This window comes from Streptomyces noursei ATCC 11455 (assembly GCF_001704275.1).
Taxonomy (GTDB): domain Bacteria; phylum Actinomycetota; class Actinomycetes; order Streptomycetales; family Streptomycetaceae; genus Streptomyces; species Streptomyces noursei.
The window spans coordinates 1,044,100-1,069,501 of sequence record NZ_CP011533.1 but is presented as its reverse complement, the minus strand read 5'-3'; the positions used below and the strand labels follow the sequence as shown (position 1 = coordinate 1,069,501).

Annotated in this window: 27 protein-coding genes; 10 read left to right on the top strand and 17 right to left on the bottom strand. The window is 70.6% G+C overall.

The features are described 5' to 3' along the window. Positions 1 to 31: 31 nt before the first annotated feature. Both SNOUR_RS04265 and SNOUR_RS04260 read right to left on the bottom strand, forming a co-directional pair. Positions 32 to 646, bottom strand: coding sequence for a hypothetical protein (locus SNOUR_RS04265; protein ID WP_067343995.1), 615 nt, complete (start codon positions 644 to 646; stop codon positions 32 to 34). A 235-nt stretch (positions 647 to 881) separates the two neighbouring features. Next, on the bottom strand, positions 882 to 1,541 hold the full coding sequence (locus SNOUR_RS04260) for a DUF4097 family beta strand repeat-containing protein (protein ID WP_067343993.1): 660 nt from the start codon (positions 1,539 to 1,541) through the stop codon (positions 882 to 884). Positions 1,542 to 1,818: 277 nt separating this feature from the next. On the opposite strand from SNOUR_RS04260, the gene SNOUR_RS04255 reads away from it, so the two are divergent. Further along, positions 1,819 to 2,604, top strand: coding sequence for a GbsR/MarR family transcriptional regulator (locus SNOUR_RS04255; RefSeq protein WP_067343991.1), 786 nt, complete (start codon positions 1,819 to 1,821; stop codon positions 2,602 to 2,604). 139 nt (positions 2,605 to 2,743) lie between these two features. Here the strand turns inward: SNOUR_RS04255 and SNOUR_RS47455 are convergent, their stop codons facing one another. Both SNOUR_RS47455 and SNOUR_RS04245 read right to left on the bottom strand, forming a co-directional pair. After that, the gene (locus SNOUR_RS47455; protein WP_174717839.1) at positions 2,744 to 2,962 is read right to left on the bottom strand and encodes a hypothetical protein; all 219 of its coding nucleotides are present in this window, start codon (positions 2,960 to 2,962) and stop codon (positions 2,744 to 2,746) included. Positions 2,963 to 3,146: 184 nt separating this feature from the next. Further along, complete coding sequence (locus tag SNOUR_RS04245) at positions 3,147 to 3,620, bottom strand: MarR family winged helix-turn-helix transcriptional regulator (protein WP_067343989.1); 474 nt, start codon at positions 3,618 to 3,620, stop codon at positions 3,147 to 3,149. A 130-nt stretch (positions 3,621 to 3,750) separates the two neighbouring features. Between SNOUR_RS04245 and SNOUR_RS04240 the strand changes: the two genes are divergently transcribed. Further along, a complete protein-coding gene (locus SNOUR_RS04240) occupies positions 3,751 to 4,041 on the top strand; it encodes a hypothetical protein (RefSeq protein WP_067343988.1) in 291 nt (96 codons plus the stop codon). 411 nt (positions 4,042 to 4,452) lie between these two features. Then, positions 4,453 to 5,247: an SDR family oxidoreductase gene (locus SNOUR_RS04235; RefSeq protein WP_067343986.1), complete on the top strand. Its 795-nt coding sequence runs from the start codon at positions 4,453 to 4,455 to the stop codon at positions 5,245 to 5,247. 141 nt (positions 5,248 to 5,388) lie between these two features. Here SNOUR_RS04235 and SNOUR_RS04230 read toward each other — a convergent pair whose 3' ends face one another. Next, a complete protein-coding gene (locus SNOUR_RS04230) occupies positions 5,389 to 6,285 on the bottom strand; it encodes a LysR family transcriptional regulator (protein ID WP_067343984.1) in 897 nt (298 codons plus the stop codon). 116 nt (positions 6,286 to 6,401) lie between these two features. Here SNOUR_RS04230 and SNOUR_RS04225 point away from each other — a divergent pair, with 116 nt between their 5' ends. Beyond that, on the top strand, positions 6,402 to 6,800 hold the full coding sequence (locus tag SNOUR_RS04225; RefSeq protein WP_067343982.1) for a class I SAM-dependent methyltransferase: 399 nt from the start codon (positions 6,402 to 6,404) through the stop codon (positions 6,798 to 6,800). Positions 6,801 to 7,052: 252 nt separating this feature from the next. Beyond that, positions 7,053 to 7,694: a MerR family transcriptional regulator gene (locus SNOUR_RS04220; RefSeq protein WP_312631899.1), complete on the top strand. Its 642-nt coding sequence runs from the start codon at positions 7,053 to 7,055 to the stop codon at positions 7,692 to 7,694. A 327-nt stretch (positions 7,695 to 8,021) separates the two neighbouring features. Here SNOUR_RS04220 and SNOUR_RS04215 read toward each other — a convergent pair whose 3' ends face one another. Both SNOUR_RS04215 and SNOUR_RS04210 read right to left on the bottom strand, forming a co-directional pair. Continuing rightward, positions 8,022 to 8,408, bottom strand: coding sequence for a hypothetical protein (locus SNOUR_RS04215; protein ID WP_312631897.1), 387 nt, complete (start codon positions 8,406 to 8,408; stop codon positions 8,022 to 8,024). A gap of 250 nt (positions 8,409 to 8,658) precedes the next feature. Continuing rightward, on the bottom strand, positions 8,659 to 9,561 hold the full coding sequence (locus tag SNOUR_RS04210) for a LysR family transcriptional regulator (protein ID WP_067343980.1): 903 nt from the start codon (positions 9,559 to 9,561) through the stop codon (positions 8,659 to 8,661). A gap of 70 nt (positions 9,562 to 9,631) precedes the next feature. Between SNOUR_RS04210 and SNOUR_RS04205 the strand changes: the two genes are divergently transcribed. Together SNOUR_RS04205 and SNOUR_RS04200 are read left to right on the top strand one after the other, a co-directional pair. Further along, positions 9,632 to 10,600, top strand: coding sequence for an NAD-dependent epimerase/dehydratase family protein (locus SNOUR_RS04205; RefSeq protein ID WP_067343979.1), 969 nt, complete (start codon positions 9,632 to 9,634; stop codon positions 10,598 to 10,600). A gap of 15 nt (positions 10,601 to 10,615) precedes the next feature. Next, positions 10,616 to 11,500, top strand: coding sequence for an aldo/keto reductase (locus SNOUR_RS04200; RefSeq protein WP_067343977.1), 885 nt, complete (start codon positions 10,616 to 10,618; stop codon positions 11,498 to 11,500). Positions 11,501 to 11,603: 103 nt separating this feature from the next. On the opposite strand, the gene SNOUR_RS04195 is transcribed toward SNOUR_RS04200, so the two are convergent. Next, complete coding sequence (locus SNOUR_RS04195) at positions 11,604 to 11,915, bottom strand: immunity protein CdiI family protein (protein ID WP_067343975.1); 312 nt, start codon at positions 11,913 to 11,915, stop codon at positions 11,604 to 11,606. A gap of 215 nt (positions 11,916 to 12,130) precedes the next feature. Here SNOUR_RS04195 and SNOUR_RS04190 point away from each other — a divergent pair, with 215 nt between their 5' ends. Beyond that, positions 12,131 to 12,880 (top strand): MerR family transcriptional regulator, encoded by a 750-nt coding sequence (locus SNOUR_RS04190; RefSeq protein WP_067343974.1) that lies wholly within the window; start codon positions 12,131 to 12,133, stop codon positions 12,878 to 12,880. A 142-nt stretch (positions 12,881 to 13,022) separates the two neighbouring features. Here SNOUR_RS04190 and SNOUR_RS04185 read toward each other — a convergent pair whose 3' ends face one another. After that, complete coding sequence (locus SNOUR_RS04185; RefSeq protein ID WP_067343972.1) at positions 13,023 to 14,213, bottom strand: IS110 family RNA-guided transposase; 1,191 nt, start codon at positions 14,211 to 14,213, stop codon at positions 13,023 to 13,025. A gap of 246 nt (positions 14,214 to 14,459) precedes the next feature. Here SNOUR_RS04185 and SNOUR_RS04180 point away from each other — a divergent pair, with 246 nt between their 5' ends. Beyond that, positions 14,460 to 15,203 (top strand): hypothetical protein, encoded by a 744-nt coding sequence (locus tag SNOUR_RS04180; RefSeq protein WP_312631892.1) that lies wholly within the window; start codon positions 14,460 to 14,462, stop codon positions 15,201 to 15,203. Positions 15,204 to 15,465: 262 nt separating this feature from the next. On the opposite strand, the gene SNOUR_RS47965 is transcribed toward SNOUR_RS04180, so the two are convergent. The 6 genes from SNOUR_RS47965 to SNOUR_RS04150 all read right to left on the bottom strand — a co-directional run bounded on the left by SNOUR_RS47965 (position 15,466) and on the right by SNOUR_RS04150 (position 20,724). Next, positions 15,466 to 15,714 (bottom strand): carboxymuconolactone decarboxylase family protein, encoded by a 249-nt coding sequence (locus SNOUR_RS47965; RefSeq protein WP_067343970.1) that lies wholly within the window; start codon positions 15,712 to 15,714, stop codon positions 15,466 to 15,468. 283 nt (positions 15,715 to 15,997) lie between these two features. Next, a complete protein-coding gene (locus tag SNOUR_RS04170; RefSeq protein ID WP_312631890.1) occupies positions 15,998 to 16,564 on the bottom strand; it encodes a hypothetical protein in 567 nt (188 codons plus the stop codon). Between the two features lie 26 nt (positions 16,565 to 16,590). Further along, entirely contained in the window at positions 16,591 to 17,844 is a 1,254-nt protein-coding gene (locus tag SNOUR_RS04165; RefSeq protein WP_067343967.1) for a molybdopterin-dependent oxidoreductase, read from the bottom strand. Between the two features lie 165 nt (positions 17,845 to 18,009). After that, positions 18,010 to 18,579 carry a YrhB domain-containing protein gene (locus SNOUR_RS04160; RefSeq protein WP_067343965.1) on the bottom strand — a complete coding sequence of 190 codons (570 nt, stop codon included), beginning with the start codon at positions 18,577 to 18,579 and terminating at the stop codon, positions 18,010 to 18,012. A gap of 148 nt (positions 18,580 to 18,727) precedes the next feature. Beyond that, positions 18,728 to 19,450 (bottom strand): response regulator, encoded by a 723-nt coding sequence (locus tag SNOUR_RS04155; RefSeq protein WP_067343963.1) that lies wholly within the window; start codon positions 19,448 to 19,450, stop codon positions 18,728 to 18,730. Next, positions 19,447 to 20,724, bottom strand: a complete 1,278-nt coding sequence (locus tag SNOUR_RS04150) for a sensor histidine kinase (protein WP_067343961.1) — start codon at positions 20,722 to 20,724, stop codon at positions 19,447 to 19,449. Before SNOUR_RS04150 ends, SNOUR_RS04155 begins: the two co-directional genes overlap by 4 nt. A 203-nt stretch (positions 20,725 to 20,927) precedes the next feature. On the opposite strand from SNOUR_RS04150, the gene SNOUR_RS04145 reads away from it, so the two are divergent. After that, the gene (locus SNOUR_RS04145; protein WP_079142185.1) at positions 20,928 to 22,508 is read left to right on the top strand and encodes a nitrilase-related carbon-nitrogen hydrolase; all 1,581 of its coding nucleotides are present in this window, start codon (positions 20,928 to 20,930) and stop codon (positions 22,506 to 22,508) included. Here SNOUR_RS04145 and grpE read toward each other — a convergent pair. Beyond that, a complete protein-coding gene (gene grpE, locus SNOUR_RS04140) occupies positions 22,500 to 23,201 on the bottom strand; it encodes a nucleotide exchange factor GrpE (protein ID WP_067343959.1) in 702 nt (233 codons plus the stop codon). The two genes, SNOUR_RS04145 and grpE, sit on opposite strands and share 9 nt — an antisense overlap. Continuing rightward, positions 23,198 to 25,084: a molecular chaperone DnaK gene (gene dnaK, locus SNOUR_RS04135; protein WP_067343957.1), complete on the bottom strand. Its 1,887-nt coding sequence runs from the start codon at positions 25,082 to 25,084 to the stop codon at positions 23,198 to 23,200. The genes grpE and dnaK overlap by 4 nt, the downstream gene beginning before the upstream one ends. Positions 25,085 to 25,402: the final 318 nt, after the last annotated feature.

Here is a 25,402-nt window from a genome sequence, read left to right as displayed (position 1 = left end):
CCGTCGTGCATCGGGCCGCTCGCGAGCCGGATCAGGCGCTGTGGGCTGTGGGGTGGCGGCGGAAGGCCGGTCGCGTCGGCAGCCGGACCCAGGTGGCTGCCAGCAGCGGGCGTATGTGTTCGGCGGCGCAGTGGGTGGCGCCCGGTACGAGCCACACCGTGGTGTCCGGCCGGTCGGCCGGTTGTGTGGTGTCGCCGCGCGGAATGAACTGGTCGTGCGCTCCGTTTGCGGGCAGCAGTGGTACGCGGCTGTCGGTGCCGTCCGCGCCGTCCGCGCCGTCCCCAAGAGGGGGCAGCAACCCTTGGCGGCGCAGCGAGAACGCGGCCGGCATGCCGTCGATCTCGGCCGCCCTCGGCAGACCGGCCAGGCCCAGAGCGTTGCCCAGGATGCCAGGCATGCCGTAGGGGAGGGCGAGCACGTCGATCGGTTCCTCGGGCTCGGCCGCTCCGGTCGGCCCGCCGGTGTCCACCGCCGCTTCGACCACGCCTTGTACGGCCAGCTTGACCGCCCACTGGCCGCCGAAGCTCAGGCCGAGGTAGGCCAGGGGTTCGCCCGGGTGCCGGCGTCGTATCTCGCTGACGAGCGCGGACAGGAGGCGGTCGCCGTCCGGGGGCAGGGGATCCGGCGCCTCGCCGGTGCCGGGCATGTCGAGAGGCGGGGAGCGGGAACGCGAGCGGGAGTGGGGAGCGGAGAGGCCGGGAATGCGGGCAGTTGCGGTTCCGCCGGACTCGCCCGACGAGAGGGTGAGTTCGTGGGAATGATCCGCCGGCCCGGAGCGGACGGGCCTGCCCCTTTGGCCGTAGTGCCCCCGCAAGGGGCCCTGGACGGGTCCGGTCCGGTCCAGGGCGGCCCTTGCGTCATATGCGGGGGAGGAGGGCAGGTCAGAGGCTTCGGGCGGTGATGTCGCCGTTGGGGGTGGTGGCGGTGATGTCGAGTTCGGTGGTGCCGTTGTTCTTGAGGGCGTTGTTGATGCGGCCGTGGCTGGTGCTGGCGTCCAGAGCGGCGGAGATGCCGGCGGCGGCGCCGATGGCGATGTCCCCGGAGTGGGTGTGGAGGGTGACCTTGCCGCCGGTGGCCTCGGTGATGCGGATGTCGCCGTGTGCGGTGCTGACGTCCGCCGGGCCGCACCGGCCGACCTCGACGTCGCCGTCGATCGCGGTGAGGCGGATGCTGGCGGCCTCGTCCAACTTGATCTGGTGGTACGCGCCTTCGAAGACGACATCGCCGAGGCGGCCGACGGTGCGCAGTTCGGTGCTGGCGGTCTTGGCCTCGACGCCGGAACCTGCGGGCAGTTTGACCGTGACCTCGACGGATCCGGAGGGACCGAAGTACTGGTCCTTCGCCGAACTCACGATCCGCAGGACTCCGTCGGCGTATTCCACCGTGGTCTGCTCCGCCGCCTTCACGTCGCGGCTCTTCGAGGCGTTCGCGGGCAGGACCTCGACGGTGGTGTCGGCGCGGTCTGCGGCGATGAACCGGACGCGTCCCGCGGGGATGTTCAGGACGGCGGAGATCGGGGCGGGGGTGTCGTACTTCTGCATTGTGCTCTCCCTGGTGCTCGCGGTTCGACTGCTTACGGCTCGCTGTTTCCTGATGGAGGAAACGCTACGTTGCTTTCTGATTGGCGGCAACGGTGATTTTGCTTCCGAGTGGCATCTATGCAGGTAAAGTCACAGCAATCATTGCAACGCCTTCTCGCTTAATGCAACGATGGAGCGGTTGGTCGTTGCAATGTGTTGAAGGTGAACGCTATGGTGGCGGTGTAACGGAACATCGAGCAGCGCCACGGAGCATCCGTGGGGCACGAAGGGGGTCGTGATGCCGGGAGGCAGGCTCACCCAGACCGAACGCCAGCAGATCGCGATGGGACTGGCCGACGGCCTGGCCTACGCCGAGATCGCCCGCCGTCTCGACCGGCCGACCTCCACGGTCACGCGTGAGGTGATGCGCAACGGTGGCCCCGCCGGCTACCGCGCCGACCTGGCCCACCGCGCCACCCAGCAGCGCACCCACGGACGCAGGCAGGCCGCACCCCGAGGATCACAGGCGTCCCCGCAGGCATACGGACGCGACGCCGAGGCCGTGCGCCTCTACCAAGAGGCCCTCACCACCGTCTACATGGTCTCGGGCCTGCCCAAGATGATGGCCCGGGTGCTGGGTTGCCTGTACACCACCGACACCGGCAGCCTCACCGCCTCCGAACTCGCCCAGCGCCTCCAAGTCAGCCCGGCATCGATCTCCAAGGCGATCACCTTCCTGGAGAGTCAGGACCTCGTCCGCCGGGAACGCGACGAACGCCACCGCCGCGAGCGCTACGTCGTCGACGACGACCTCTGGTACCAGGCGATGATCCGCAGCGCCCGGGCCAACGACCAGTTCATCGAGGTCGCACGGCAGGGCGTCGGCATCCTCGGCCGCGGCACCCCGGCCGCCACCCGTCTGGAGAATGCCGCCCGCTTCCTCGACTTCGTCAGCGAAGGACTCATCCGCGCCGCGGAGCAGGGTCGCGAAGTCCTCTACACCAGAACCGAATCGACGTCGGACGGTACCGCGGAGCCGAGTTCGGATGACGGACGGACGACCGCCCCGACGCCCACGCCATGAGACGCGGCCGACCGTGAAGTCGCGGGTTTCCCTCCGCCGGTCGGGCTCCTCCTCCCCCCCGCCGGCCGGGACGGCCCGCGCGGCCGGGTGGGTCCGGCCGTAGCGCCCGGCCGTACGGGGGGAGGTGCTGCCGAACGGATCAGGTCGGGAAGTAGTCGCTCAGTACGCAGCCGTCGACGAGCGCCTTCTCCGTCCGGTGGCCGCTCGGTGGCGAGAAGTCCGGGGCGCAGGTCAGGAAGGCGAGCCCGGAAGGGGAGAGGGCCTCGATCTGGTCGTCGCCGACGGGGACGACCGCGTAGTTCTTGCCGATGGCGAAGGGAGCGTTGGCCTTCTTAACCGCGGTCTGGAACTTCCGCATGTCCGAGATCAGGAGCAGGGCTATGGGGTGCCTGAAGTCCTTGCAGACGGCGCGTTCCTTGATGCCCCAGGACGGGTCCGCCGCTTCCTGTGTGCCCCATGCGGCGTCCGTGCCGTCATGGGAAGCGTCGTACTCCTTGAAGAACTCCGCATCGCCCGCCGCCGGGCAGCGTTCGTGACCCGCATCAGTGCGAACGGTCCGCCTCGCCCTGAGCGAGCGACTCCGTCAGACGCTCCAGGCGCATGGCGAAGGCGGCAGCCTCACCCGAAGGCCACGTCGCCATCTCCTCCGCCACGAAGGATTCCAACGCCCCGCGCAATGTCGTGACCGCCCGCTCGCCCTCAACGGTGAGGGCCAGCCTGGTTGCACGGGCGTCAGCTGGGTCGGGATGGCGGGTGACCAGCCCGGCCTCCTGCAGTCTGGTCGCATAGCGGGTGGTGACGGTGCGGTCCATCCCGATCGCCTCGGCCAGCTTGGTGGCGGTGACGGGCCCCACGCGGGCGAGCCCGGACAGCACCGGGTAGGTCGTGGTGTCCACGCCCACCACCCCGGAGGTCAACCGGCCGTAGAGCCCGGCACGGGTGGCCCGCAGGGTCAGTGCCCCGATGGCTGCGGCCACGCGGGCGGCGGACGTGCTGTCAGGTGTCGTTGCGCTCACCTCTCGATGATACGTGCAAAAAGCACGGAGTCCTGCTACCTTCAATTGCGTGCAGAAAGCACGTGCATCGAGCACGCAAGACCTCGAACATGCCAACGCACGTCAACGTGCAAACACGCAAAGGACAGTCATGTCGCATTCGTCTTCACACCAGCACCAGCCCGTCGTACGCCCAGAAGATGTCCTGCCCGAGGGCGTCGACTCGACCGCGATCAACGGGCTGACCGTCCGCAAGGGTTCGGTGGCCGCATTCGTCGCCAACGCCCTACGGCTGGACGACCTCACTGAGGGCACTCCCGAGTACGCAGCCCTCGTCATGCAGATGCGAGAACTCGCTCCCGCCCTGCGCGCCATCGGCGTCCTCGACGTCTTCCGGCCTCGCTCCCCGGCAGTGGAGCGGATCATCGCCGAGGTCGCGTAACGCGGCGCGTGCAGCCGACGGCGGTCCGGCGCCCGGGGAAGCGAAGAGTGCTAACCCGGGCGCCGAATCGTCGAGCGGTGCATGGTGAATGCGCGCGGTGCCTGAACTCCCCGCTGCTACAGGGCGCGTCGGCGTGCCTCTCACCCGGCGGCGCTTGAAACGAGAAACGCACTGTCCGGTGATGCGCCCTCTGTGCCCAACTCAGCTGTCAGGCGGAGGTTCCGGGATGCCATAGGGATTCCCTATGGCGTCTGCTGACATTTCGTCTTTGCCTCTCGTTCTCCTCCGGACCTACCGTGAAATGGCTCGACGGACTGCTCATCGCGAAATCTCCGAGGTTTCGCGCTCTGTGCACGTGGATTCCTCTTCTTCCGTCGAGCGGGTAATTACGCGATGGAAAGGGTCGGTGGCATGGCTACGAATGAGAACGGATCGGGAATGCGGGAACTCAAGGGGAAGCGGGCGCTGGTGACGGGTGGTTCTCGTGGAATCGGAGCGGCCGTCGTGCGCCGGTTCCTGGACGCGGGCGCCGAGGTGCTCACGACTGCCAGGTCGGCGACGAACACGGTGCCGGAGGGGGCCGCCTTCGTAGAGGCCGACGTGCGGACACGGGCTGGAGCGGAGGCGCTTGCCGCGGCCGCGCAGGAGATGTTCGGCGGGGTGGACATCCTGGTCCACAACGCGGGCGGGGCGCGGCCGCACAAGGGCAGTTCGGCCATCCCCGACGAGGAGTGGCAGGACGCGCTGGACCTGAATTTCCTGGCGTCGGTGCGGCTGGACTCGCTGTTGACACCGGGGATGCGGGAGCGGCGTTCGGGGATGATCGTGCACGTTTCCTCAGCCGTGGTCCCCGCGCCGGTAGCGCCGTTCCTGCACTACACGGCGGCGAAGGCGGCGCTGGAGAACTACAGCCGGGGACTGGCCTTGGAGTTGGCCCCGTTCGGGATCAGGGTCAACACCGTCTCTCCCGGCAGAACCGCCACCCCCGGCGGCGAAGAGACGCGGGAGCAGTGGGCTCACCTGGACGCGGCGCCGGACCAGAACGACACCGCGGCGGCGAATCAGGGCAACAGCACCGTGCCACTGGGGCGCGATGGTCAGCCCGACGACATCGCCCACGCGGTGCTGTTCCTCGTGTCCGAGCAGGCGAGCTGGCTGGCCGGGAGTAATCTCGTCGTCGACGGCGGTGAATTCCATAGAGGTTGACGTCGACAAAGTTCCGGTGTTCCGGCGTTCCGGCGTTCCGAGGTTTCGGTGTTTCGGGATCTCGGGATTTCAGTAATACGGTACTCCGGAACGTGATTTTCGACGAGGGGAATTCGTGCCCGCCCACCTGCTCCGCAGCCGTCAGGGCGCCGGTGGGAAGAGAGCGGAACCGGACCAGGTCTCCTGGCGGAGGAGTTCGAGCAGGGCCGTCTCCGCCGGGCCCGGGCCGGACCGGACCACGGCGATGACGGGCTGGCACACGGTCGGGAACACCGGGCGCACAAGGTGCTCGTGACCGTGGGGCACCGCGGAGGCCGGGACGAGCGTCACCCCCAGCCCGTGGGCGGCCCAGCGCACGGCCGTCGCCGTCTGGGACACGCGGGCGACGGTGGTCGGGGCCAGATCGTCGTTGCGCAGCACATCCAGCAGCACGCCGTCGAGCGCACTGTCGCGGTCGAACCTCACCCAGGGTTCTCCCGCCAGTTCGCGCAGCTCGACCCGGTCCGCGGCGAGCTGCCGGTGCCCGTCGCCCAAGACCACGACGAACTCCTCGTCGCCGAGGTGGTGGGCGTCGTCGGGACTCTGCTCGCACGCCGCCATCAGGGCGAGGTCCAGCACTCCGCGGCGCCCCAGCCGGTCCAACTCGGCTGAGCTGGGCTCCTCGAAGACAGTCACCTCCAGCCGGGGGAAGCGGCGACGCAACGCGCTCAGCGCGCCTGGCAGCTGCCGCGTGCCAAAGCCCATCTGCACTGCGACCACCAGCTCGCCCACCAGCTCATCGGCGCCGGACCGCGCCGTCGCCCTCGCTCGCCGTGCCGCGCTCACCGCGACCTCCGCCTCCCGCAGGAACGCGCGGCCGACCACGGTGGGCACCAGTCCGGTCGGCGTGCGGGCGAAAAGTTGCACGCCGAGTTCCCGCTCCAGGCCGCGGATCTGCTGGGACACCGATGGTTGGGCAACGTGCAGCAGTTCGGCCGCTGCGGTCACCGAGCCCTGCTCGGCAACGGCCAGGGCGTACTCGAACTGGCGAAGGCTCATCGGCTCCCGTCCCTCCCTGTGGTGCACCGCGGTCCACCCTGCTGTGATCGTTGTAATAGCAGGCAACCCGGATCCGCCGGCGGGGATTCCCGGCGTCAGGAACCACTGTCGCAAGCATGGTCGAACACGATGCCCTCACTGCCACCCGCGACGCCTACGACGCCGCCGCCCCTCTGCATGCGCAGCTCTTCCACGGCGAGCTGGGCGGCGTACTCTCGCGCTGGTCCATCATCCACGCTCCACCGCAAGAACTCCCCGACATCTTGGCGGAGTTCCACCGTGTGCTGGCACCAGGCGGCCACCTTCTGATCGGCTCTTCGGCGAGCGAGAGTCCGTCTCACCCGGCACAGGTCTTCGATCACGCGGTCGCGCCGGCCCATCGGTGGTCGCCGGATCACCTTGCCGCGATGCTGCGCAAGTTCGAGTTGGCCGAGGTGGCTCGGATGGTGCGCGAGCCTCAGCCCAGCGACCGACGGCAGTTCCAGGAAGTTCAACTGCTCGCCCGCAAAGCCTAGGCAGGGGCTGTCGGGCCTGGCACATGACCGCGGTGGAGCGGAGAGCCGTCGGAACCGGTGGAGGGTAAGGGGGGCCGAGACGGACGGGGCGGCGTCCTGCTCGCGAAACCGTTGCAATCTCCAAGGCGACCGGCTGTGAGCCAGAGCACGGTTGAGGTTGACCTTGGGGCAGGGTGAAGGCTCGTCGCATATGCTCGGCCGAGGTGTGCGTGGTCGCCGAGCCCGAGCCCGAGCGCAAGGCAGGCTGAGCAGATGATGAGTGGAGTCACGATCGGGCAGGCGGCGGCGTTCGTCGGCGTCACGGTGAAGACGGTGCGGCACTACCACAAGCTCGGCCTGGTCGAGGAGCCGGAACGCGACAGCTCCGGATATCGGCGGTACGGATCGGACGACCTGCTTCGGCTGGTGCAGGTCCGGACACTGGCCGCCGCCGGGGTGCCGCTGGCCGAGACCGGGCCCCTGCTCGACGCCGACGCCGCGCGGTTCGCCGCCACCCTCGTCGACGTCGAGCGTCAACTCACCGCAAAAATAGAGGAGTTGAAGACTCGGCGGGACGCTCTGCAGCAGCTCGCCGACGGCGACCGGGCCCTGTTGCCCGACCGCGCCTGCGCGCTCCTGGACTGGATGCCCGGCCTCGGCTTCGGCCCCGACTACGTGGCCGCGCAACGCGAGGCCCTGGTGCTGGCCCGGGCGCTGGTGCCGGCGGGCTTCGACGGCTTCCTGACCCAGCTGGAACACTGGCTCGACGACCCCGAGTGGATCGACCTGACCAAGCGTGGTTGGGAGGCCGAGACCTGGCAACCGGACGATCCGAGAATCGAAGAGCTGGCGACCGCCATGGCCGACCGCTACCTCGCCAACCCCACACTGTTGGGGAATCCCAGCAGCCTGTAGGCATGGCGCAAGGATTCCACCCAGTACCGGCTGATCAACAACCATCGCGGGGACCAGGCACCGATCGCAGCCCGACTGACCGCGCTCACCGAGGCCAAACTCCGCTCCGCAGGCGTACCCATCCCGCTCCAATGACCGAGCCTTGCGGCACCTCGACAAACCTCGGCGTTGTCATCCGACCAATGCAGCTGCCACCTGGCCCGCCCCACCCGGCCGTCATCGGAACACCGATGCATACGTGGGTGGCGAGGGCGCTTGCTGACCAGCGACGACCAGCGACGACCAAGGCGACCACCGATGACCAAGGCGACCACCGGCGACGCCACTTCAATGGACGGTGTATGGATGCTGCTCGGCACTTGGTGGCGGGCAGTCGAGGCCGTTCTCATCCAGGGCGTTGAACACGCTGACACGGCTGCCCGGGAAGACGAAGCTCACGTCCACGGCTCCGTGTGCGGCGTCTTTGCCCATCCAGCTGAGCAACTCGACGCTCTGCAGGGGCAGTCCGCAAAGCGCCTGCACTTCGGGAAGCGGCTCAGAGCGCCACTGCAGGTTGAAGCCGGCCCGGCGGAGCGGACGGCCCGGATCGATCGTGGACCACGTGAGCGAGACCTCGTCGAACTTGTGGTGGTTGACGTCGACTTGCTCACCAGCGAAATCAAACAGGACTGGGCAGTCGCAGAACCACTCATCGTCGTCGAGGTCCCAAACCATCCAAAACCCCGTCAGCGGGCGCCGTACAAGGCACGTAGGCGACGTCTGTGTTCACGCAGTATTTCGCCACGACCGCTCAACCACTGCGGCCGGTAGCCCCCGATCCCGAAGTCGAACACGTACCCATCGTGTCAGGAACTACAACCGGCTCTGTCGGGGAGCTGGTGATGGTGCCGGGCCCAGGCCGGGCGGTGGGATCTCCCCCCATGCATGGCGAGGGCACCTCCGTCATCCGCCCCGGTGCACTCGTCTACTGATGTGTCGCCTGCTCGCGGAGGGCCTGGATGAACGCCGTGACGTGTGGGCGGTCGCGAGGGCGGTCGAGCGTGACAACGCCGATGTGCCGGGTCGGAGCCGGCGGTTCGACCGGGACGGCGTGCACGCCAGGCACCGTCGGGACGAGCGCGATGGAAGGGACCAGCGAGATCCCCATTCCCGCGGCGACGAGCGAGCGGGCGAAGAAGTAGTCGGTGGTGGTGCTGCGCACGTCCGGTGCGAAGCCTGCGCGCTCGGCGTAACGGCGCAGGTAGGCATCGGTCTTGAGGCATCCGAGCACCCAGGGCTCGGCTGCCAGCTCGGCGATGTCGAGCGACTCGCGGTCGGCGAATCGATGCCCCTCCGGCATCACGACGTGCAAGGGATCTTCCAGGAGTGCGGTCCACTGCAGGCGCGAGCTCGGGCCAGGTCCCACGGGCAGCGGGCCGTCGAAGCGGTAGGCGAGAGCGAGGTCGACGGCGCCTTGGCGGACGAGGGGCAAGGTGTTCTCGGGCTCGCCCTCCCTGACGTGGAGCACGGTGTCGGGATGGGCTGCCATGAACCGGGGGAGCACGCCAGGCAGTAGGTGCCTGCCGCCGCTGGTGAAGGTGGCGACGGTGAGCTGTACGCGGCCCGTGCTGAGCCGCTCGACCTGCTGCTTCGCCTGTTCGAGCTCGGCGGTGACGGACTCGGCGGCCCCGACCATGATCTGGCCGGCCTCGGTGAGGGTGACACCGCGTGTGCTGCGTGCCACGACCTGGGCGCCGAGGCTGCGTTCCAACACCGCTATGTGCTGGGAGACGGCGGAAGGGGTGAGGCGGAGAGCCGTGGCCGCCTGGCTGAAGCTGCCGTGGTCCGCCACCGCCCGCAGGATGCGGAGCCGCTGCACATCGATCAACAGTATTCCTTAAGGCGTTTCCAGTAGGTCACCACTTCTGCTGATGACGATAGGCATCCAGGGTGGGGGCATGCAAAGGATCTGTGTCATCGGCGGAAGCCGGTACTTCGGAAAGCTCCTGGTCGAGCGACTGCAGGCCACCGGTCACCGGGTCACCGTGATCAACCGCGGCTCCACCGGGACGCCCGCCGGTGTCGAGCACCTGGTTGTCGACCGCAACGACGAGGCGTCTCTCATCGCCGCGCTCGGCTCTCGCACCTTCGACGTCGTCGTCGACCAGGTCTGTTACACCCCCGTGCAGGCCGCGATCGCCGCCCGCGTCTTCGCCGGCCGCACCCGGCGCTACGTCATGACCTCCACGATCGAGGTCTACGACCCGGCGACCGCCGCGCTGCCGGCTGTGCCGGCGGGCACCCCGGTGCCGGAGGAGAACGCGGATCCGACCACCTGGCTGGCGGCCATGGACCTGCCCTGGCACGACGAGGCATACCTGGCGGCCCACTACGCCGAGGGCAAGCGCCAGGCCGAGGCCGTCCTCGCCCGCGCCGGCAGCTTCGCGTTCGCGTCCGTGCGCAGCGCGCACGTGCTCGGCGGCGGCGCACGGGAGTTCACCGGCCGGCTCGCGCACTTCGTCGAGCACATCTGCCAGGGCGCAGAGATCACGGTGCACGAGAACGCGCTGCCGACGGTGTTCATCCACCACGAGGAGCTGGCGGACCTGCTGCTGTGGGCGGCCACCGCCACCGACTTCACCGGCCCGGTCAACGCCTGCTCCGACGGCCTGCTCGACGTACGCGACCTTGCCGCGATCGTCGCCGCACAGGCCGGCCGGGAACCCGTCTACCGGGTGGTCGCCGCGGGCGAGACGGCTTCGCCGTTCTCCTACGACCGCCACTACGCCATGAGCAACACCCGCGCGAAGGAACTGGGTTTCGCCTTCTCCCGCGCCATCGACTGGCTGCCCGGCGCGGTCGACGAAACCCTCACCGCATCCGCCACCCCCGCCGCCTCTGCCATCCCGGCCACCCCCGCCACCTAAGGAACACGAACCGCCATGCAGCACCGCACCATTGGGGACACCACCGTCAGCGCCGTCGGCCTGGGGGCCATGCCGCTGTCCATCGAGCACCGCCCGGACGCGCAGCGCGCCATCGCCACCGTCCACGCCGCCCTCGACGCCGGCGTCACACTCATCGACACCGCCGACAGCTACCACTGGCACGCCGACGAGGTGGGCCACAACGAGCGGCTGGTCGCTCGCGCCCTGGCCCGCTACGGCGGCGACACCTCCGGCGTGCTGATCGCCACCAAGGGCGGTCGCGGCCGGCCCGGCGACGGCAGCTGGACGGTCAACGGCGCCCCGGAACACCTCAAGCACGCAGCCGAAGCCTCCGCCGAGCGGCTGGGCGTCGACGCCGTCGGCCTGTACCAGTTGCACAAGCCGGACCCGGCCGTGCCCTGGGCGGAGTCCGTCGGTGCCCTGCGCGAACTCCTCGACGCCGGCACGATCCGCGCCGCCGGCATCTCCAACGTCACCACCGCCCAGATCCGCCAGGCGCACGCGATCCTCGGCGCCGGACTCGTCTCGGTACAGAACCAGTACTCGCCCGCCGTCCGCGACAGCGAACCGCAGCTACGGCTGAGTACCGAACTGGGCCTGGCGTTCCTGCCGTGGAGCCCCCTCGGCGGCATCTCCCGCAGCTCACTCGACGGCCCCTCCGGACCGACCTCCATGGGCACCACGTTCCACCGCGTCGCGGCCGAGTACGGCGTCAGCCCGCAACAGGTCGCCCTGGCCTGGCTGCTCGCCCGCTCCCCAGTCGTGGTCCCGGTACCGGGAGCCAGTCGCCCGGCCTCCATCACGGACTCGGCCCACGCCGCGAAACTCAAGCTGAGCGAGGTGGAGCTGACGCAGCTCGACCATGCGCTGCCGAGCTGAGTCAGACCAGGGCGCCGTTCATGTCCGCAGGTTCCGGCCGGCCGCCAGGTGCCCAGGAACGGCCAGCCCCAGTCCCATGCCCAATCCGCTGGGTGGGGTGCCGTCACGGTCGGCGTTGGTCGTCGACCGTCCAGCCGTTGCCGAGTTCCCGCTGGACGGCCTGAAGGGCGGTGTCTGCCTGTTGGTCGAACAGTCTCGCCTGCTCCTGGGTCCACGGAGACGGGCCCGGTGGGTACTCCCAGTCGATGGAGGACTGGTAGTGCTCGCACAGCCTGGTCAGTTCCGTGCGGCTGGCCTGGCTGATCGGCAGGCGCTCCAGCTCGCAGGGGTAGCCGTACGGGCTGTCCGTGTCGTCGGGCCACAGCGGGGTATCCGTGACGCCGGCTTCGAAGAAGAACCGCAGGTGACGGGGCATAGTGCACCCTCTCACGGCATCCGTTTGGGCACGGCGAGCCCGGACGTCCCTGAGCCTCCATCCCGCTTGGCGAGCCCGGACGCCCCCCGCCCTCCCCGGGAATCCAGGGCACCCGACGCGTCCGACCGCCCAGGTGGCCGACCGTGCCGACCGCGATCCCCGCCGTACCGGGCCGCCTTTGACCTTGCCGCGACGTCAGGGTTTCTACTGAACTCATGCGAATCGGCGAGATCGCCGCCCTCGTCGGGGTCACCCCTCGGGCCGTGCGGCACTACCACCATCTCGGGCTGCTGCCCGAGCCCCCACGGCGGTCCAACAGCTACCGCGAGTACGGCTTCCGGGACGCCGTCCTGCTCGCCCGGATCCGGCGGCTGACCGAGCTGGGACTCGGGCTCGACGAGGTCCGGGACGCCCTCGCGGACGACGAGGGGCGGGAGCTGGTGGAGATCCTGGAGGAGTTGGACGAGGACCTCGGGCGGCAGGAGGTGGCCATCCGGGATCGGCGAGCGCGGCTCGCCACGCTGCTGGCCGAGGCGCGAGCCGGGCGGCTGGCAGCCGACGGGCCGGTGTCGCCGGAACTCACCAGGGTGTTGGCGGACCTCGGCGAACTGCCGGACTCCCCGATGGCCGTGAAGGACCGGGAAGTCCTGGCCCTCATCGACACCGTGATCCCCGAGGCGGAGCGGGCCCGGCTGATGGGGGCGCTGCGCGGAATGGCGGAGGGCGCGGGCGAGGTGTACGGACTCCTGGACGCCCTCGCCGACGCGGAGCCGGACGACCCGCGGGTGACCCGCGCCGCGGCGGCGCTGGCGGCCCTGCTGCCGGACGAGTTGGGGGTGCAGCTACCCGCCGAGGGAGCCGACGGTCTGGCGGACGTCTTCTTCGCGGACCTGGCCCCGGCCCAGTCGGCGGCGGTCCGCCAGGCAGTCCGCCTCGTAGCGGAACGACGGGAGGGAACGCCATGACGGCTCCGTCTCCCCGGACGCCCCGGTCCCGGTCCCGGCTCCGTCCCGCCGCTCCGCCGAGGGGGCGGGTCCTGCGCGGGCTGCGGGCCGTCGCGTACGCCGCGCTGCCCGCCGAGCTCGTACTCGCTTCCCAATCTGGAAGTCAAGCCGCATGAGTGACTGGAGGTATCACTTGGTAACACCGACGGTCACGGATCAGAGCCCAGAAGACGTTGACTCGTCGGCGGGCAAGCGCGAGGACGGCTTGGATGTGGCGCTTCCCCTCAGCGCGTTTGCGGTCGTAAAAGCGGCGCGAGTTCGGGTCGCTGCGGATGCTGATCAGCGCGGAGGTGTAGAAGACCCGCTGGAGGCCGCGGTGGTACTGCTGCGGTCGGTGCAGGTTGCCGTGGGACTTCCCGGAGTCGTGCGGGGCGGGAGCCAGGCCGGCGAAGGCGGCCAGCCGGTCCGGGGTGGCGAAGGATGCCATGTCGCTGCCCACGGCGGCCAGGAATTCTGCGCCCAGCAGGGAGCCAATTCCCGGCATGCTGGTGATCACTTCGGCGAGTTCGTGGCGGCGAAACCGGCCCTCGATGAGCTTGTCGACGTCCGCGATCTTCTCGTTGAGGGCCATCACCTCCTCGACCAGCGCACCCACCAGCGAGGCGATGGCCGCTTCGCCGGGGACGGCGGTGTGCTGCCGCTCGGCGGCTCTGACCGCAGCGGTGGCCAGGGACTCCGCATTGCGAACGTTGCGGACGCTCAGCCACTTGGTGAGACGGGTCAGGCCCACGCGACGGATTGCCAGCGGGGTCTGATAGCCCGTCAGCAGCACCAGCGGCCCCTTGGTGGTCAGATCCAGCGCGCGTTCCAGTGCGGGAAACATGCTGGTCAGCGTGGCACGCAAGCGGTTGATCGACCGGTTACGGTCGCATGCGAGGTCGGTGCGGCGCGCGGTGAACAGCTTCAGCTCCGCGGTGATCTCGTCGCTGGGACGTATGGGCTTCAGGTCACGGCGGACGCGGGCCTGGTCGGCGATGACGAGCGCGTCGCGGGCGTCGGTCTTGCCTTCGCCTCGGTAGCCGTCGGCGGCCCGGTTGACCGCGCGGCCGGGGATGTAGAGCAGTTCCTGATCGTGGTTGACCAGCAGTGCAATCAGCAGTGCGGCACCGCCGTCGGCCATGTCCACCGCCCACGTTGCGTCGTCCGCGAGTCCGAGGACGTCTGCAAGGAGCTGGAGGAGCTCCGGCTCGTCGTTGGCCACCCGGCGCGACAGCAGCTTGGCGCCGTCGGCGTCCAGGACGACGCAATGGTGGTGGGTCTTGCCGCTGTCGATCCCGGCCCATACCCGGCTCATCATGCTCCAGACGGTCGTCGTTGCAGTGCGTACCACAGACGACCTCGCCGGCATTGCCTTACACAGCGACTCGTTCGCACTTCCCAATCAGCGGCCTGGTCGTCGTGGGGTGCCGGGCGGCGAAGCGAGTTCAGCCACGGACGGCAGCCGCCTGATAGCCACACCCAGCACCCCTGGGCGACCCAACCCTACGAATGGCTCGATCAACCCGCCCAACAACGTAAGGCCGCCTGTCTGATCGGCGGGGTGCGGATACCCGGCTCCGTCCTGCTCGGTGCCGAACTGCTCATGCTGGGCCTGCTCGGTGCCGAGGTGTTCGCCTGGCTGCGGCTGCGGCGGCGCGGGCTCTCCCGGCGGGAGACGCTCGCGGAACTCGTGCCCGAGCCCGTGCTGCGTGTCGCCGGGCACGAGCTGCGGCTGATGACGAGCCTGGTCCGGTGGGTCGCCCGCCGCCCGCACGGCATCAACGGGGCCGACGCGGTCTTCCCGCACGCCCAAGACCAGGCCGCCCAGATGTACGGCTTCGCGTTCGTCTGTGTCGTCGAGACCGTCGGCATGTCGTTCCTGCTCGCCAACTGGCCCGTCATCCACGCCGTGGTCCTCGTCCTGGACGTCTACACCGTCCTCTTCGTCCTCGGTCTGCATGCGGCCTCCGCAACCCGTCCGCACGTGCTCGCCGACGGCGTCCTGCGCGTCCGCCAGGCGGCCCACGTCGACGTCCGCGTGCCGCTCGACCGGATCGTCTCCGTCCGGCGCGAAACGCTGTTCACCCACCAGAAGGCGGACGGCGAGCTGAACCTGGACGTCGGCTCGCAGACCTCCGTCACCCTCGAACTGACGGAGCCCGTCGACGCGCCGCGGCTGCTCGGCGCGCCCCGCCCCGTACGGCTGATCAGGCTGCACGCGGACGACCCGAAGGCCCTCCATGACGCCGTCACCCGGGCACGAACCGCACCTTCGCCCCTCCCGGCCCCGCCTGCGTCGGCCTGACGCGGAGCAGTTCCCCGAGCGTCCGGGCCTGGTGGAGGCCACGAGCCTGTCCGTATCTCGCGACCTCGGGTTGGGGTTCGCCTCCCTGGGAGCCTTGCCCTCTTCAGCATCGCCGATACCTGCCGGCGGACGCTGCCCGTGACCCGTGTCTTCGCTGTTCAAGCCTTGATCGCCGACGCGGTGACGTTGTTCTTCCAGGGCCTGCACGCCGACTCCTCGTCTTGGACCGCGAGGAGGCCGGGGTGGTGCCATGGCGAGGTGGTCAGCGTGTGCGCTTGGCGGGTCGGGGCCTTGGGCGGCCGGGCCAGCGGACCCGGCGCAGCGCCTCGGCCTCCTCCGGCGGCAGCAGGCCCGCGCCGATGAGCACGGCCCGGCCTGCCTGTTCCGTACCGATCCGGTCGATCTGGCTGGCGCGCAGGTGGACCAGTTCCAGGATCTGCGGGTTGACGCCGCCCTGGTACATGGCCTTGTAGATGTTCTGGATGCCTTTCATGGTGTCCGGCAGGACCATGGCGGGTTCTTCATCCGGGCAGCGGTCGTCGCGGTGGTGGTCGCGGTGCCAGTCGCGGTGCTGGCTGAGGTGTTGGCTGCGGTGTTCATCTGGTGCTCTCCTCGTGGCGGTGATCGGTTGGTGTCTGTCGCTGGATCGACGGATCCCGACGCGGGGGTGTGACAGCCGAGCGGAGAAAACTTCCTGGCCGACCGGAGCCGGGCGCGAGGCCGGGCGGAGCGGCCGGATTGAGGAGATGTCGACCGACAGTGCCCGACGGAGGCCAACTTCCGTTCGGTGACCGCTACTTCGATGCCCTGCCCCGCCGCCGCCGGCGGCGGCGGGCGGTCGCAGCCCGCAGCAGTGGCTGCGCCGAGCCCGAATACCACGTATGCAGCGTACGGACCAGCAGCCACAGTGCAGCCAGTGCGAACATTCCCGCGCTGATCAGCAGCCAGCGGGCCCAGAAGACCTCGCTCGGCAGTCGGGTCGTCAGTGTGTAGTGCGCCGCCGCGGCACTGCCGGGCCCGAGGGAGATCAGCGGCCACCACACCAGCAGGAGCAGTCCGGAGAGCGCCGCAGGAACGCGTACGTACCCGGTCCACGCCCGGTGCCGCGTGGTACCGGCCGTCACCCGGGCCACCGCCTGGGCGACCACCGTGTACAGCGGCACCAGCACGAGATCGTGCAGCAGCGCCGCCCCCACGAACCACACCACCACCAACGGCCATTGCGCATCGGCCAGCAACCGCACCCCGACATAGCCAGTCAGCGCGAACGAGGCCACCAACAGCAGCAGATGCAGCGGCCCTTCGCCGTACCAACGGCCCGCCCGGCGCGCCCCGCCCGCCACGGCTCGTCGTAGCCGCACCCGCACAGTTCCTTGCCGCCGCACCATCACACCGCTCCGAACGTCATCCGTGCCACCCACTTGGTATTGAGCACCCCGGGCGCCGCCGGCACGATGATCCGCGCCGGAAACCCGTGATCCAGCGACAGATCCGCCCCACCCACCCGCAGTGCCAGCAACGACCGGGGATCGCGCACCTGGTTGTCCCGCAGTGCGGCCCGCCGGAACGCGCCGGACAACTGCAGCGACTCCACCAGCACTCCGGGCGGCGCCTCGTCCAGCCCCACCAGCGCGGCCAGATCCCGCAGCCGTACCCCGCTCCACCGCTGGTCCTCCGTCGACCAGCCCTCCACACAGGCGATCGGCAACGCCACTTCGTACTGCGGCAGCCGCAGCAGCTCGGCCCGGCTCAACCGCACCCGCCGCCCGCCTCCCTCGACCGTCAGCTGCCAGTCTTCGCCGGTGTCCCGGGCCCGCACGCCCGCCCCCGCTGCCGACTTGTTGATCTGGAAGCCGTTCGGGCCGCTGCCCGGATCCGCGCCTCCGTGCGGCGCCAGCAGCGCGGTACGCCGCCACCAGCCCCCGATGCTCTGCCCGGCCGTCGTCAGGAACAGCAGCAGCGAACCGGCACCCACCAGCCCCAGCGCACCGCGCCGCGACACCGTCGGCGGGGCCGGGCGGACCGCCACCAGCCCGGTGTCATCGGCCGCCGCATCCGGATCCGTGCGCTCGCGCAGCGCCCGTACGGTCCGCGGCAGCTTCAGCACCACATGGACCACGAACGCCCCGATGAACACCCACGCCCCGTAGAAGTGCAGCGAATAGAACGACCCGGGAAACACATAGTCCAGCTGGACGTTGAGGAGACCGGTGACGAACTCGAACAGCGCCCCGCCGACCAACAGCAACAGGGAGAGCCGCTCCAGCGCATGCCCGATCGACCGGGCCGGCGGCATCGTGAACAGCTTCGGGATCACCGACCACAGCTTCGCCAGCAGCACAGGCACCAGCACCACGCCGAGAGTGACATGCACACCCTGGGTGAGCCGGTAGAGCCAGTGCGGCCCGGTCGGCCAGGCGAAGAGATAGAAACCCAACAGGCCCTTGTCCGGAGTCTTGTCGTTGACACCGCCGGCCAGATCCGGGTTGTACGCGGCATACGACAGCAGCCCGGTCACGAACAACAGGGTGATCCCGGCCAGCAGGACCACGCCGAGCAGCGCTGTCAGCCGGGGGCCGCGCAGCGGGCTGCGCCAGAACTCCGGCGAGATCGGGGGAGTGAAACGACGGGCAGCACCCATGGGAAACCTCCAGGTGTATCCGTCCGACCATAGGCAGGGCAACGCCCCCCAAGGCCGCCGCGACGTATGACGAAACCCTTACATCCGCCACCAACGGACGGACCGCTGTGGTGCTGCTGGCGCCGTGATGGGACGACGAGGGCCCCTGGAAGGCCAAGTCACGCGTCAGGTTGTGCCATGAGGACCCCGGAGGGTTGTCACGGTGAGCGCCGGGTTGAGGGGTGCGACGAGTTGTTCGGACGCGAGGGCCGTGAGGTGGGGTGGGGGTGGGGCGGTGCCGTCGAGCAAGGCGTCGACGTAGTGCAGTGCTTGAGCGGGGGTCAGCTTCGGCAGCTTCCGTCGCAGGGCGCGTACGGAGGGCAGCCGGCCTTGAGCGGTGGCGATCTCGGTTATCTCGTCGTGCAGATCGTCCACCGCGGTGCGGACGGGCATGCCGCGGATGCGGGTGCGGTAGTCGGCCTCCCACTCTCCGCCGATCTCGGAGACCACTCCGATCCGGTGCAGCCCACCGTCGACACGGTCCACCAGGTAGGGCCCGAGGCCGACGAGCATTGCTCCGAAGTCCCGGGTGCGCACGTACTCCTCGGACTGGACGTAGACCTTCCACACCAGCTCGTGTTCGTCGACCTGCATCACGAGAGTGCGGATCGACTCCACGCCCATGGCCGACCACCGCTGATTCTCGCGGTCCAACTCGTCCTCGACGATCCGTACTGCGGCCTCTTGCTCGATCACATGGGCAGCATCCCCCATGGTTCAGGAGCTGACCAGCGGGTTTCCTGCCTGGGGCAGGGGGCGAAATGTGCGGGGGCAGGCAGCTCGCCTCGCCGACCTGCCTGCCCGGGTGGTCCGGCCAACGTGCCGGAGAGCAGCTGGAGAGGTTCTATGGTGCGGCAGCCCCGGGTGGGTTTCCGCCAGGTCGGAGAAGCCCTGCCTCCTCGTGGGCCAGGAGGGCGGCCTGTACGCGGTTTTCCAGGCCGAGGCGGGTGAGGATGCGGTTGACGCGGCTCTTCACGGTGGCCTGGGACAGGCCGAGGTCCTCGCCGATCTGGAGGTTGGAACGGCCCCGGGCGACCAGGACGAGCACCTCCAGCTCGCGGGCGGTGAGGGTGTCCAGGAGTCGTGCGGCGCCCCCGTGGGGAGGCGGGGCGTCGGGCAGCAGGGCCGCGGGCAGTGCGGTGAAGGTGTTGATCAGGCGGTGCGTGACGCTGGGGGCGAGCATCGCCTCCCCGTCGGCCACCACCCGCAGGGCGTGGGCGAGTTGGTCCGGCGGGCTGTTCTTGAGCAGGAAGCCGCCGGCCCCGGCGCGCAGCGCGGTGTGCACGTAGTCGTCCAGGTCGAAGGTGGTCAGGACCAGGACGCGGGGCGGCGGCCCGGGGTGCGGCCAGTCGGCGTGCAGCCGGCGGGTGGCCTCCACGCCGTTCATGCCGGGCATCCGGACGTCCATCACCACCACGTCCGGGCGCAGCGCGACGGCCAGCGCGACCGCCTCCGCGCCGTCGGCGGCGGCACCGACCACCTCGAAGTCCGGGCGGCGGTCGATGACGGCCCGCAGCGCGTCCCGGACCATCTCCTGGTCGTCGGCGAGGAGCACACGGAGGGTCATGCCGGGGCCTCCAAGAGCAGGGTGGCGGACAACTGCCAGCCGCCGTGCGGGCGCGGCCCGATACGCACCGTGCCGCCGAACGCCGCGACGCGCTCGCGGACGCCGAGCAGTCCCCGACCGGAGCCGGGCGGCGGCCGGTGCCCGTCGGCGGGCGGGCCGTTCTCGACGGCGACGGTCAGCGCCGTCCCGTCCTGGCGCAGCGCGACCCGTACATCCGTGGGGCCGGCGTGCTTGAGGACGTTGGTGAGCGCCTCCTGGACGATGCGGTAGGCCGAGATCTGGAGCGCGGGCGGCAGCTCGCCGAGGGCCTCGTCCAGCGTCGCGGTCACCGGGCAGCCGGCCGCCTCGGCCGCGGCGAAGAGCCGGTCGAGGTGGCGGAGGGACGGTTCCGGGGCCGGGCCGGCGTCCCCGTCCCGCTCCTCGACAGCAGTCAGCAGGCCGAGGATTCGGCGCATCTCGACGAGCGCGGTGTCGGCGGTGGCCGCGATGCGTGCCACGCCCCGCCGGCCGTCCGCCGGATCGTCCTGGACCACCTCCTCGGTGGCGCGCGCCTGGAGGGCGATGGCGCTCACGTGGTGGGCGACCACGTCGTGGAGGTCGCGGGCGATCCGGGCCCGTTCGGCGACGACCGCCTGGCGGGCGTTGATCTCCCGCTCGGCGCGCAGTCGTTCGTTGGCCTCGCGCAGCCGGGCATTGACGTCCTGCAACTGGCCGTTGGTCGCGCCGAGCCGCAGATTGAGGTCGCCCAACCGGTCCGCCTGGCGCACGATCCGCCGCCGCCCGTACCCCACGAGCCAGGCGGCACCGTAGAGGACGACGAAGGTGGTGGCGGTGATCGGCTCCAGCGAACCGGGCTGCGGCGGCCCGGTCCGTCCGGTGAGCAGGTCCGTCGTCACCGCCGTGAGCAGGGACAGCACCACCCAGGGCAGACCGGCCTGCACCGGCGTGTAGCGGGCCACCGCGTACACCCCGAAGACCAGCAGGAACGGGCCCGGGATCTTGCCCGGCACCGGATCGGCCACCTCGAAGGCGACGAACGCGGCGGTCATGGCGCACAGCACGGCGCGCGGCCAGCGGCGGCGCCACAGCAACGGAACCGTCTGGAGCCCCCACAGCGCCACCCCGGCCGGCCCCGGCGTCGGCTGCCGCGCCAGCAGGGTCAACATGTCGAACGCGGTGAGCCCGCCGCCGAGCGCGAGATCGGTGAGCCGGGGACGCCGGTCGGCGAGCCGGCGCCAGGCGCCGCGCGGGGCGGCAGTGGGATGCGTGTCCATAGCTGCCCGCAAGGCTAGCCACCCGCATCGGCCGAGGTCATCGTGCCGTAGGAGGGAACGGGAGCACGGCCGACGCAACCAGGGTTGCGCGGGCCCGCGACGGATCGGCACCCAGGACGACGCCCCGGCCACCTCCCCCTTCGTAGCGTCGAAACCCGACCGGAAAGCGCCACCGCGCCACCTCGAAGGGACCGACGAACCACGTGAACACGACGAGCACCGCCGGGCGGACGCCCCGCCCCGGCCCCCGTACACCGGCGGCCCGCGCCCGCTGGGCCTGGCTGGTGCTGGGCACCGCGGCACACCTCCTCGCCGTCGGCGGCCGCTGGGACATCGCCGCCGCGGCCTGGGTCTTCCCCGTCCTGCTGCTGCGCTTCGCCCGCACCGGCCGCGCCTGGTCCGGCGTCCTGTGGCTGTGGGCGGCCAACACCGCGGCGGCGGTCTTCTGGCTCGCCGAGTCGGCGCTGTTCAGCCCCGCCACGTTGGGGGGAGCGGTCGCGCTCGCCGCGTTGCTGACCCTGCCGTTCCTCCTCGACCGGCTGCTCGTGGGCCGGTTGCGGCCGTGGGCGGCGCTGCTGGTGTTCCCCGCCGCGGTGGCCGGCGCCGAGTTCCTGATCACCCTGCTCTCGCCGTTCGGCACCGCCTACGGCTCGCTGGCGGTCACCCAGTACGGTGTGCTGCCGCTCCTCCAGCTGGTCTCGGTCACGGGCTCCTACGGCATCGGCTTCCTGATCGCCTGGTCCGCCGCGGTCGCCAACCTCGCCTGGGAGAGGGCTTCCTGGCGCGCCGCGCGCCGCGCCGTTTCCACCTGCGCCGCGGTGTTGCTGGCCGTCGTCCTCGCCGGCGGTGCCCGGCTCGCCTTCCTCCCGGCGGACGGGCCGACGGTGCGGATCGCCGGGGTCACCGCCGACAGCGCCGTACTCCGGGCCCAGAAGGCGGCGTACGCCCAGGCCACCGGCGGGCCCGCGGAACTCGTCAACCACCCGCCGGCGAGCCTCGGGCCGGCCATGCGGGCGGTGCTCGACAACCTGCTGGCCGCCACCCGACGCGAGGCCGCGGCCGGCGCGAAGATCGTGGTCTGGCCCGAGCGGGGGGTGCGGACGCTGGCCGCCGACGAGCCCGCGGCCATCGCGGCGGCCCGGGAGGAGGCCCGCCGCTCCCGGATCTACCTGGAGATCGGCATCGGCGTCCACACCGCCCAGGCACCGGCCTACGGCCGCAACGAAACGCTGCTGATCGACCCCCGCGGCACCGTGCGCCGGACCTACCAGAAGGCCCACCCCATCCCCGGCTCGGAGACCTACGTCCCCGGCGACGGCCGGGTCCCCGTAGCCGCCACCCCGTACGGCCGGCTGGCCAACGTCATCTGCTACGACGCGGACTTCCCCGGCATGATGCGGGTGCCCGCCGACATCATGCTCGTCCCGTCCCACGACTGGCGGGAGTACGGCCGCGCGCACACCCGCAAGGCCGCCCTCCGGGCCGTCGAGGCCGGCTACGCGCTGTTCCGCCAGGACGCGGAGGGCGACACGGCCGCCTTCGACAACCAAGGCCACGTCCTGGCCGACACGGACTACTTCACCACCGACCGGCAGGCCACCGTGGCGTACGTCCCGACCCACGGCACCACCACGGTCTACGACCGGATCGGCGACACCTTCGCCTGGCTGTGCCTGGCGGCCGTCGCGGCACTGCTGGTGGCCGGCGTGGCGGCCGGCCGACGGCCGTCGGACCGCTGCCCCCGAGCCGACGAACCTGCCCAACCGGCCGCGGAACTACGGTAGTCGGGCCCCGTGCGCGTCCGGCTGCTCACCGGCCACGGCCACCTGGGCGGGGCGCAGCAGCCGGTCGCCCACCCGGAAACCCGGGCGGAGGACGTCGGCGCAGACCGCCCGCTCGGCCGCCGCGGCCCGGGCGGCCGACCCGGCCGTCGCCCCGGCCTGCCCGGGCGGGGTGTAGACGAGTGCCTCGTGGACGTTCGGGTCGAACGGCTCGCCGGCGGTCCCGAAGGACGTCAGGCCCAGGGACGCCAGCTCCGCTTCCAGGAGGTCGGCGACGCGCCGGAAGCCGTCGGTCAGCTGGCCCTGGCCGGCGGCCTCGGCGATCGCGTCGAGCACCGGCAGCAGCCGGGCCAGCACATTGCCCACGGCGATCTGGCCGACCGCCAGCCGGTCGCGGTGCACCCGGCGCCGGTAGTTGTCGAACTCGGCCTTGAGCCGCTGCAGATCGGCCGTGCGCTCCCGCAGTTCGCCCGCCAGCCGTTCGAGGTCGGACCCGCCGGCCTCCGGTCGGGCGGCGCCGGGCGGTGCGGTGCCGCGCCGGGTCGGGGGCGCCACCGCACCGGCGGTGCCCCGGTCCGGCCGCACCGGTTCCGACTCCGGCCGGGACGGCGGGGCCGAGCCGCGCTCCGGCCCGGTGCGCCCGACCAGCGCGAGCGGCGGCCGGGGGAGGCGACCGACATCGGTCGGACGGTTCATCGTCCGCCTCCTTCCCGCTTGTCGTCGTCCACGATCTCCGCGTCGACGACCTCGTCCTCGGCCTTGGCCTGCCCACCGCCGTGCGTCCCGGTGCCGTCCGCGGTCGCGCTCTGGGCGGCCTGGGCGTCGGCGTACATGGCCTGGCCGAGCTTCTGGGAGACGGTCGCGACCTTCTCCGACGCGGTGCGGATCTCGGCGGTGTTGTCGCCCTCGGCGGACTCGCCCTTGAGCTTCTCCTTCAGCTCACCGACGGCGGTCTCGACCTCCGTCCTGACGTCGCCGGGCACCTTGTCCTCGTTGTCCTTGAGGAACTTCTCGGTCTGGTAGACCAGCTGCTCGCCCTGGTTGCGGGTCTCGGCGGCCTCCCGCTTGCGGCGGTCCTCCTCGGCGTACTGCTCGGCGTCGCGGACCATCCGGTCGATGTCGTCCTTCGGCAGCGAGGAGCCGCCGGTGACGGTCATCTTCTGCTCCTTGCCCGTGCCCAGGTCCTTGGCGGTCACGTGCATGATGCCGTTGGCGTCGATGTCGAAGGCGACCTCGATCTGCGGGACGCCGCGCGGGGCCGGCGGCAGACCGGTCAGCTGGAACATCCCGAGCTTCTTGTTGTACGCCGCGATCTCCCGTTCGCCCTGGAAGACCTGGATCTGCACGGACGGCTGGTTGTCCTCGGCCGTGGTGAAGGTCTCCGAGCGCTTGGTCGGGATCGTGGTGTTGCGCTCGATCAGCTTGGTCATGATGCCGCCCTTGGTCTCGATACCGAGGGACAGCGGGGTGACGTCGAGCAGCAGGATGTCCTTGACCTCGCCCTTGAGGACACCGGCCTGGAGGGCGGCCCCGATGGCGACCACCTCGTCCGGGTTGACGCCCTTGTGCGGGTCCTTGCCGGTCAGCTGCTTGACCAGTTCCGTCACCGCGGGCATCCGGGTCGAACCGCCCACCAGGATCACGTGGTTGATGTCGGCGACCTTGATCCCCGCGTCGTCGACCGCGTTGTGGAACGGTGCCTTGCAGCGCTCCAGCAGGTCCGCGGTCAACTGCTCGAACTGGGCGCGGGTGAGCTTCTCGTCCAGGTGCAGCGGCCCCTCGGGCGAGGCGCTCAGATAGGGCAGGTTGACCGTGGTCTCGGTGGCCGCCGACAGCTCGATCTTCGCCTTCTCCGCGGCCTCGCGCAGCCGCTGGGTGGCCATCTTGTCCTGGGACAGGTCGATGCCGTACGCGTTCTTGAACTGCTTGGTCAGGTGATCGACGATCCGCTGGTCCCAGTCGTCGCCGCCCAGGTGGGTGTCGCCGTTGGTGGCCTTCACCTCGACCACGCCGTCGCCGATCTCCAACAGCGACACGTCGAACGTGCCGCCACCGAGGTCGAAGACCAGGATGGTCTGGTCGTTCTCCTTGTCCAGGCCGTAGGCCAGGGCGGCGGCGGTGGGCTCGTTGACGATCCGCAGGACCTTCAGCCCGGCGATCTCCCCGGCCTCCTTGGTCGCGGTGCGCTGCGCGTCGTTGAAGTACGCGGGGACGGTGACCACCGCGTCGGCGACGTCCTCGCCCAGGTAGTTCTCGGCGTCCCGCTTCAGTTTCTGCAGCACCCGCGCGGAGATCTCCTGGGCGGTGTAGTGCTTGCCGTCGATGTCGCCGCTCTCGGGGAAGCGCCATTGGGCGTCTCCCATGTGGCGCTTGACCGAGCGACATGTGCGGTCCACGTTGGTCACGGCCTGGCGCTTGGCGATCTCGCCGACCAGGACGTCGCCGCCCTTGGCGAAGGCGACCACCGAGGGGGTGGTCCGGGCCCCTTCGGCATTGGCGATGACCGTGGGCTCGCCGCCCTCCAGCACGCTGACCACCGAATTCGTCGTCCCGAGGTCGATACCGACTGCTCGTGCCATGGTCTTCTCCTCGTCTCGCGGCCCGATCCGGGGCGACGACGCGGTGGTGGGCCCGCCCCCGGCCGGGACGGCCCAGGCCGCATCCCTCGCAACGCCTCTCACCTGCTGATATGGCGACCAAGCCGGCTACATCATCTGCATAGAACGTGCCCCGACGACTGTCAAGATGCACCTTTTGTGGTCAATGTTCCCCATGGTGGGTGGGTAGGTTCCCCGTCGCGCGCAGCATCCGCGGCCTCACCGGCAGAAAGTGCATACGGTCTCTCCGCCTGACGACGTCCCCGGCAGCGGGCGCGACAGGCGCGGCGGGCGCGACGG

Excerpts from the sequence above, each read along its gene's own strand:
- SNOUR_RS04215 (WP_312631897.1), bottom strand. The coding sequence starts at position 8,408 with ATGGTTTGGGACCTCGACGACGATGAGTGGTTCTGCGACTGCCCAGTC.
- SNOUR_RS04260 (WP_067343993.1), bottom strand. The coding sequence starts at position 1,541 with ATGCAGAAGTACGACACCCCCGCCCCGATCTCCGCCGTCCTGAACATC.
- SNOUR_RS04220 (WP_312631899.1), top strand. The coding sequence starts at position 7,053 with ATGATGAGTGGAGTCACGATCGGGCAGGCGGCGGCGTTCGTCGGCGTC.
- SNOUR_RS04240 (WP_067343988.1), top strand. The coding sequence starts at position 3,751 with ATGTCGCATTCGTCTTCACACCAGCACCAGCCCGTCGTACGCCCAGAA.
- SNOUR_RS04200 (WP_067343977.1), top strand. The coding sequence starts at position 10,616 with ATGCAGCACCGCACCATTGGGGACACCACCGTCAGCGCCGTCGGCCTG.
- SNOUR_RS04205 (WP_067343979.1), top strand. The coding sequence starts at position 9,632 with ATGCAAAGGATCTGTGTCATCGGCGGAAGCCGGTACTTCGGAAAGCTC.
- SNOUR_RS04255 (WP_067343991.1), top strand. The coding sequence starts at position 1,819 with ATGCCGGGAGGCAGGCTCACCCAGACCGAACGCCAGCAGATCGCGATG.
- SNOUR_RS04190 (WP_067343974.1), top strand. The coding sequence starts at position 12,131 with ATGCGAATCGGCGAGATCGCCGCCCTCGTCGGGGTCACCCCTCGGGCC.
- SNOUR_RS04230 (WP_067343984.1), bottom strand. The coding sequence starts at position 6,285 with ATGAGCCTTCGCCAGTTCGAGTACGCCCTGGCCGTTGCCGAGCAGGGC.
- SNOUR_RS04195 (WP_067343975.1), bottom strand. The coding sequence starts at position 11,915 with ATGCCCCGTCACCTGCGGTTCTTCTTCGAAGCCGGCGTCACGGATACC.
- SNOUR_RS47455 (WP_174717839.1), bottom strand. The coding sequence starts at position 2,962 with ATGCGGAAGTTCCAGACCGCGGTTAAGAAGGCCAACGCTCCCTTCGCC.
- dnaK (WP_067343957.1), bottom strand. The coding sequence starts at position 25,084 with ATGGCACGAGCAGTCGGTATCGACCTCGGGACGACGAATTCGGTGGTC.
- SNOUR_RS04185 (WP_067343972.1), bottom strand. The coding sequence starts at position 14,213 with ATGAGCCGGGTATGGGCCGGGATCGACAGCGGCAAGACCCACCACCAT.
- SNOUR_RS04235 (WP_067343986.1), top strand. The coding sequence starts at position 4,453 with ATGGCTACGAATGAGAACGGATCGGGAATGCGGGAACTCAAGGGGAAG.
- grpE (WP_067343959.1), bottom strand. The coding sequence starts at position 23,201 with ATGAACCGTCCGACCGATGTCGGTCGCCTCCCCCGGCCGCCGCTCGCG.
- SNOUR_RS04150 (WP_067343961.1), bottom strand. The coding sequence starts at position 20,724 with ATGGACACGCATCCCACTGCCGCCCCGCGCGGCGCCTGGCGCCGGCTC.
- SNOUR_RS04225 (WP_067343982.1), top strand. The coding sequence starts at position 6,402 with ATGGTCGAACACGATGCCCTCACTGCCACCCGCGACGCCTACGACGCC.
- SNOUR_RS04265 (WP_067343995.1), bottom strand. The coding sequence starts at position 646 with ATGCCCGGCACCGGCGAGGCGCCGGATCCCCTGCCCCCGGACGGCGAC.
- SNOUR_RS04165 (WP_067343967.1), bottom strand. The coding sequence starts at position 17,844 with ATGGGTGCTGCCCGTCGTTTCACTCCCCCGATCTCGCCGGAGTTCTGG.
- SNOUR_RS04155 (WP_067343963.1), bottom strand. The coding sequence starts at position 19,450 with ATGACCCTCCGTGTGCTCCTCGCCGACGACCAGGAGATGGTCCGGGAC.
- SNOUR_RS47965 (WP_067343970.1), bottom strand. The coding sequence starts at position 15,714 with ATGGTCCTGCCGGACACCATGAAAGGCATCCAGAACATCTACAAGGCC.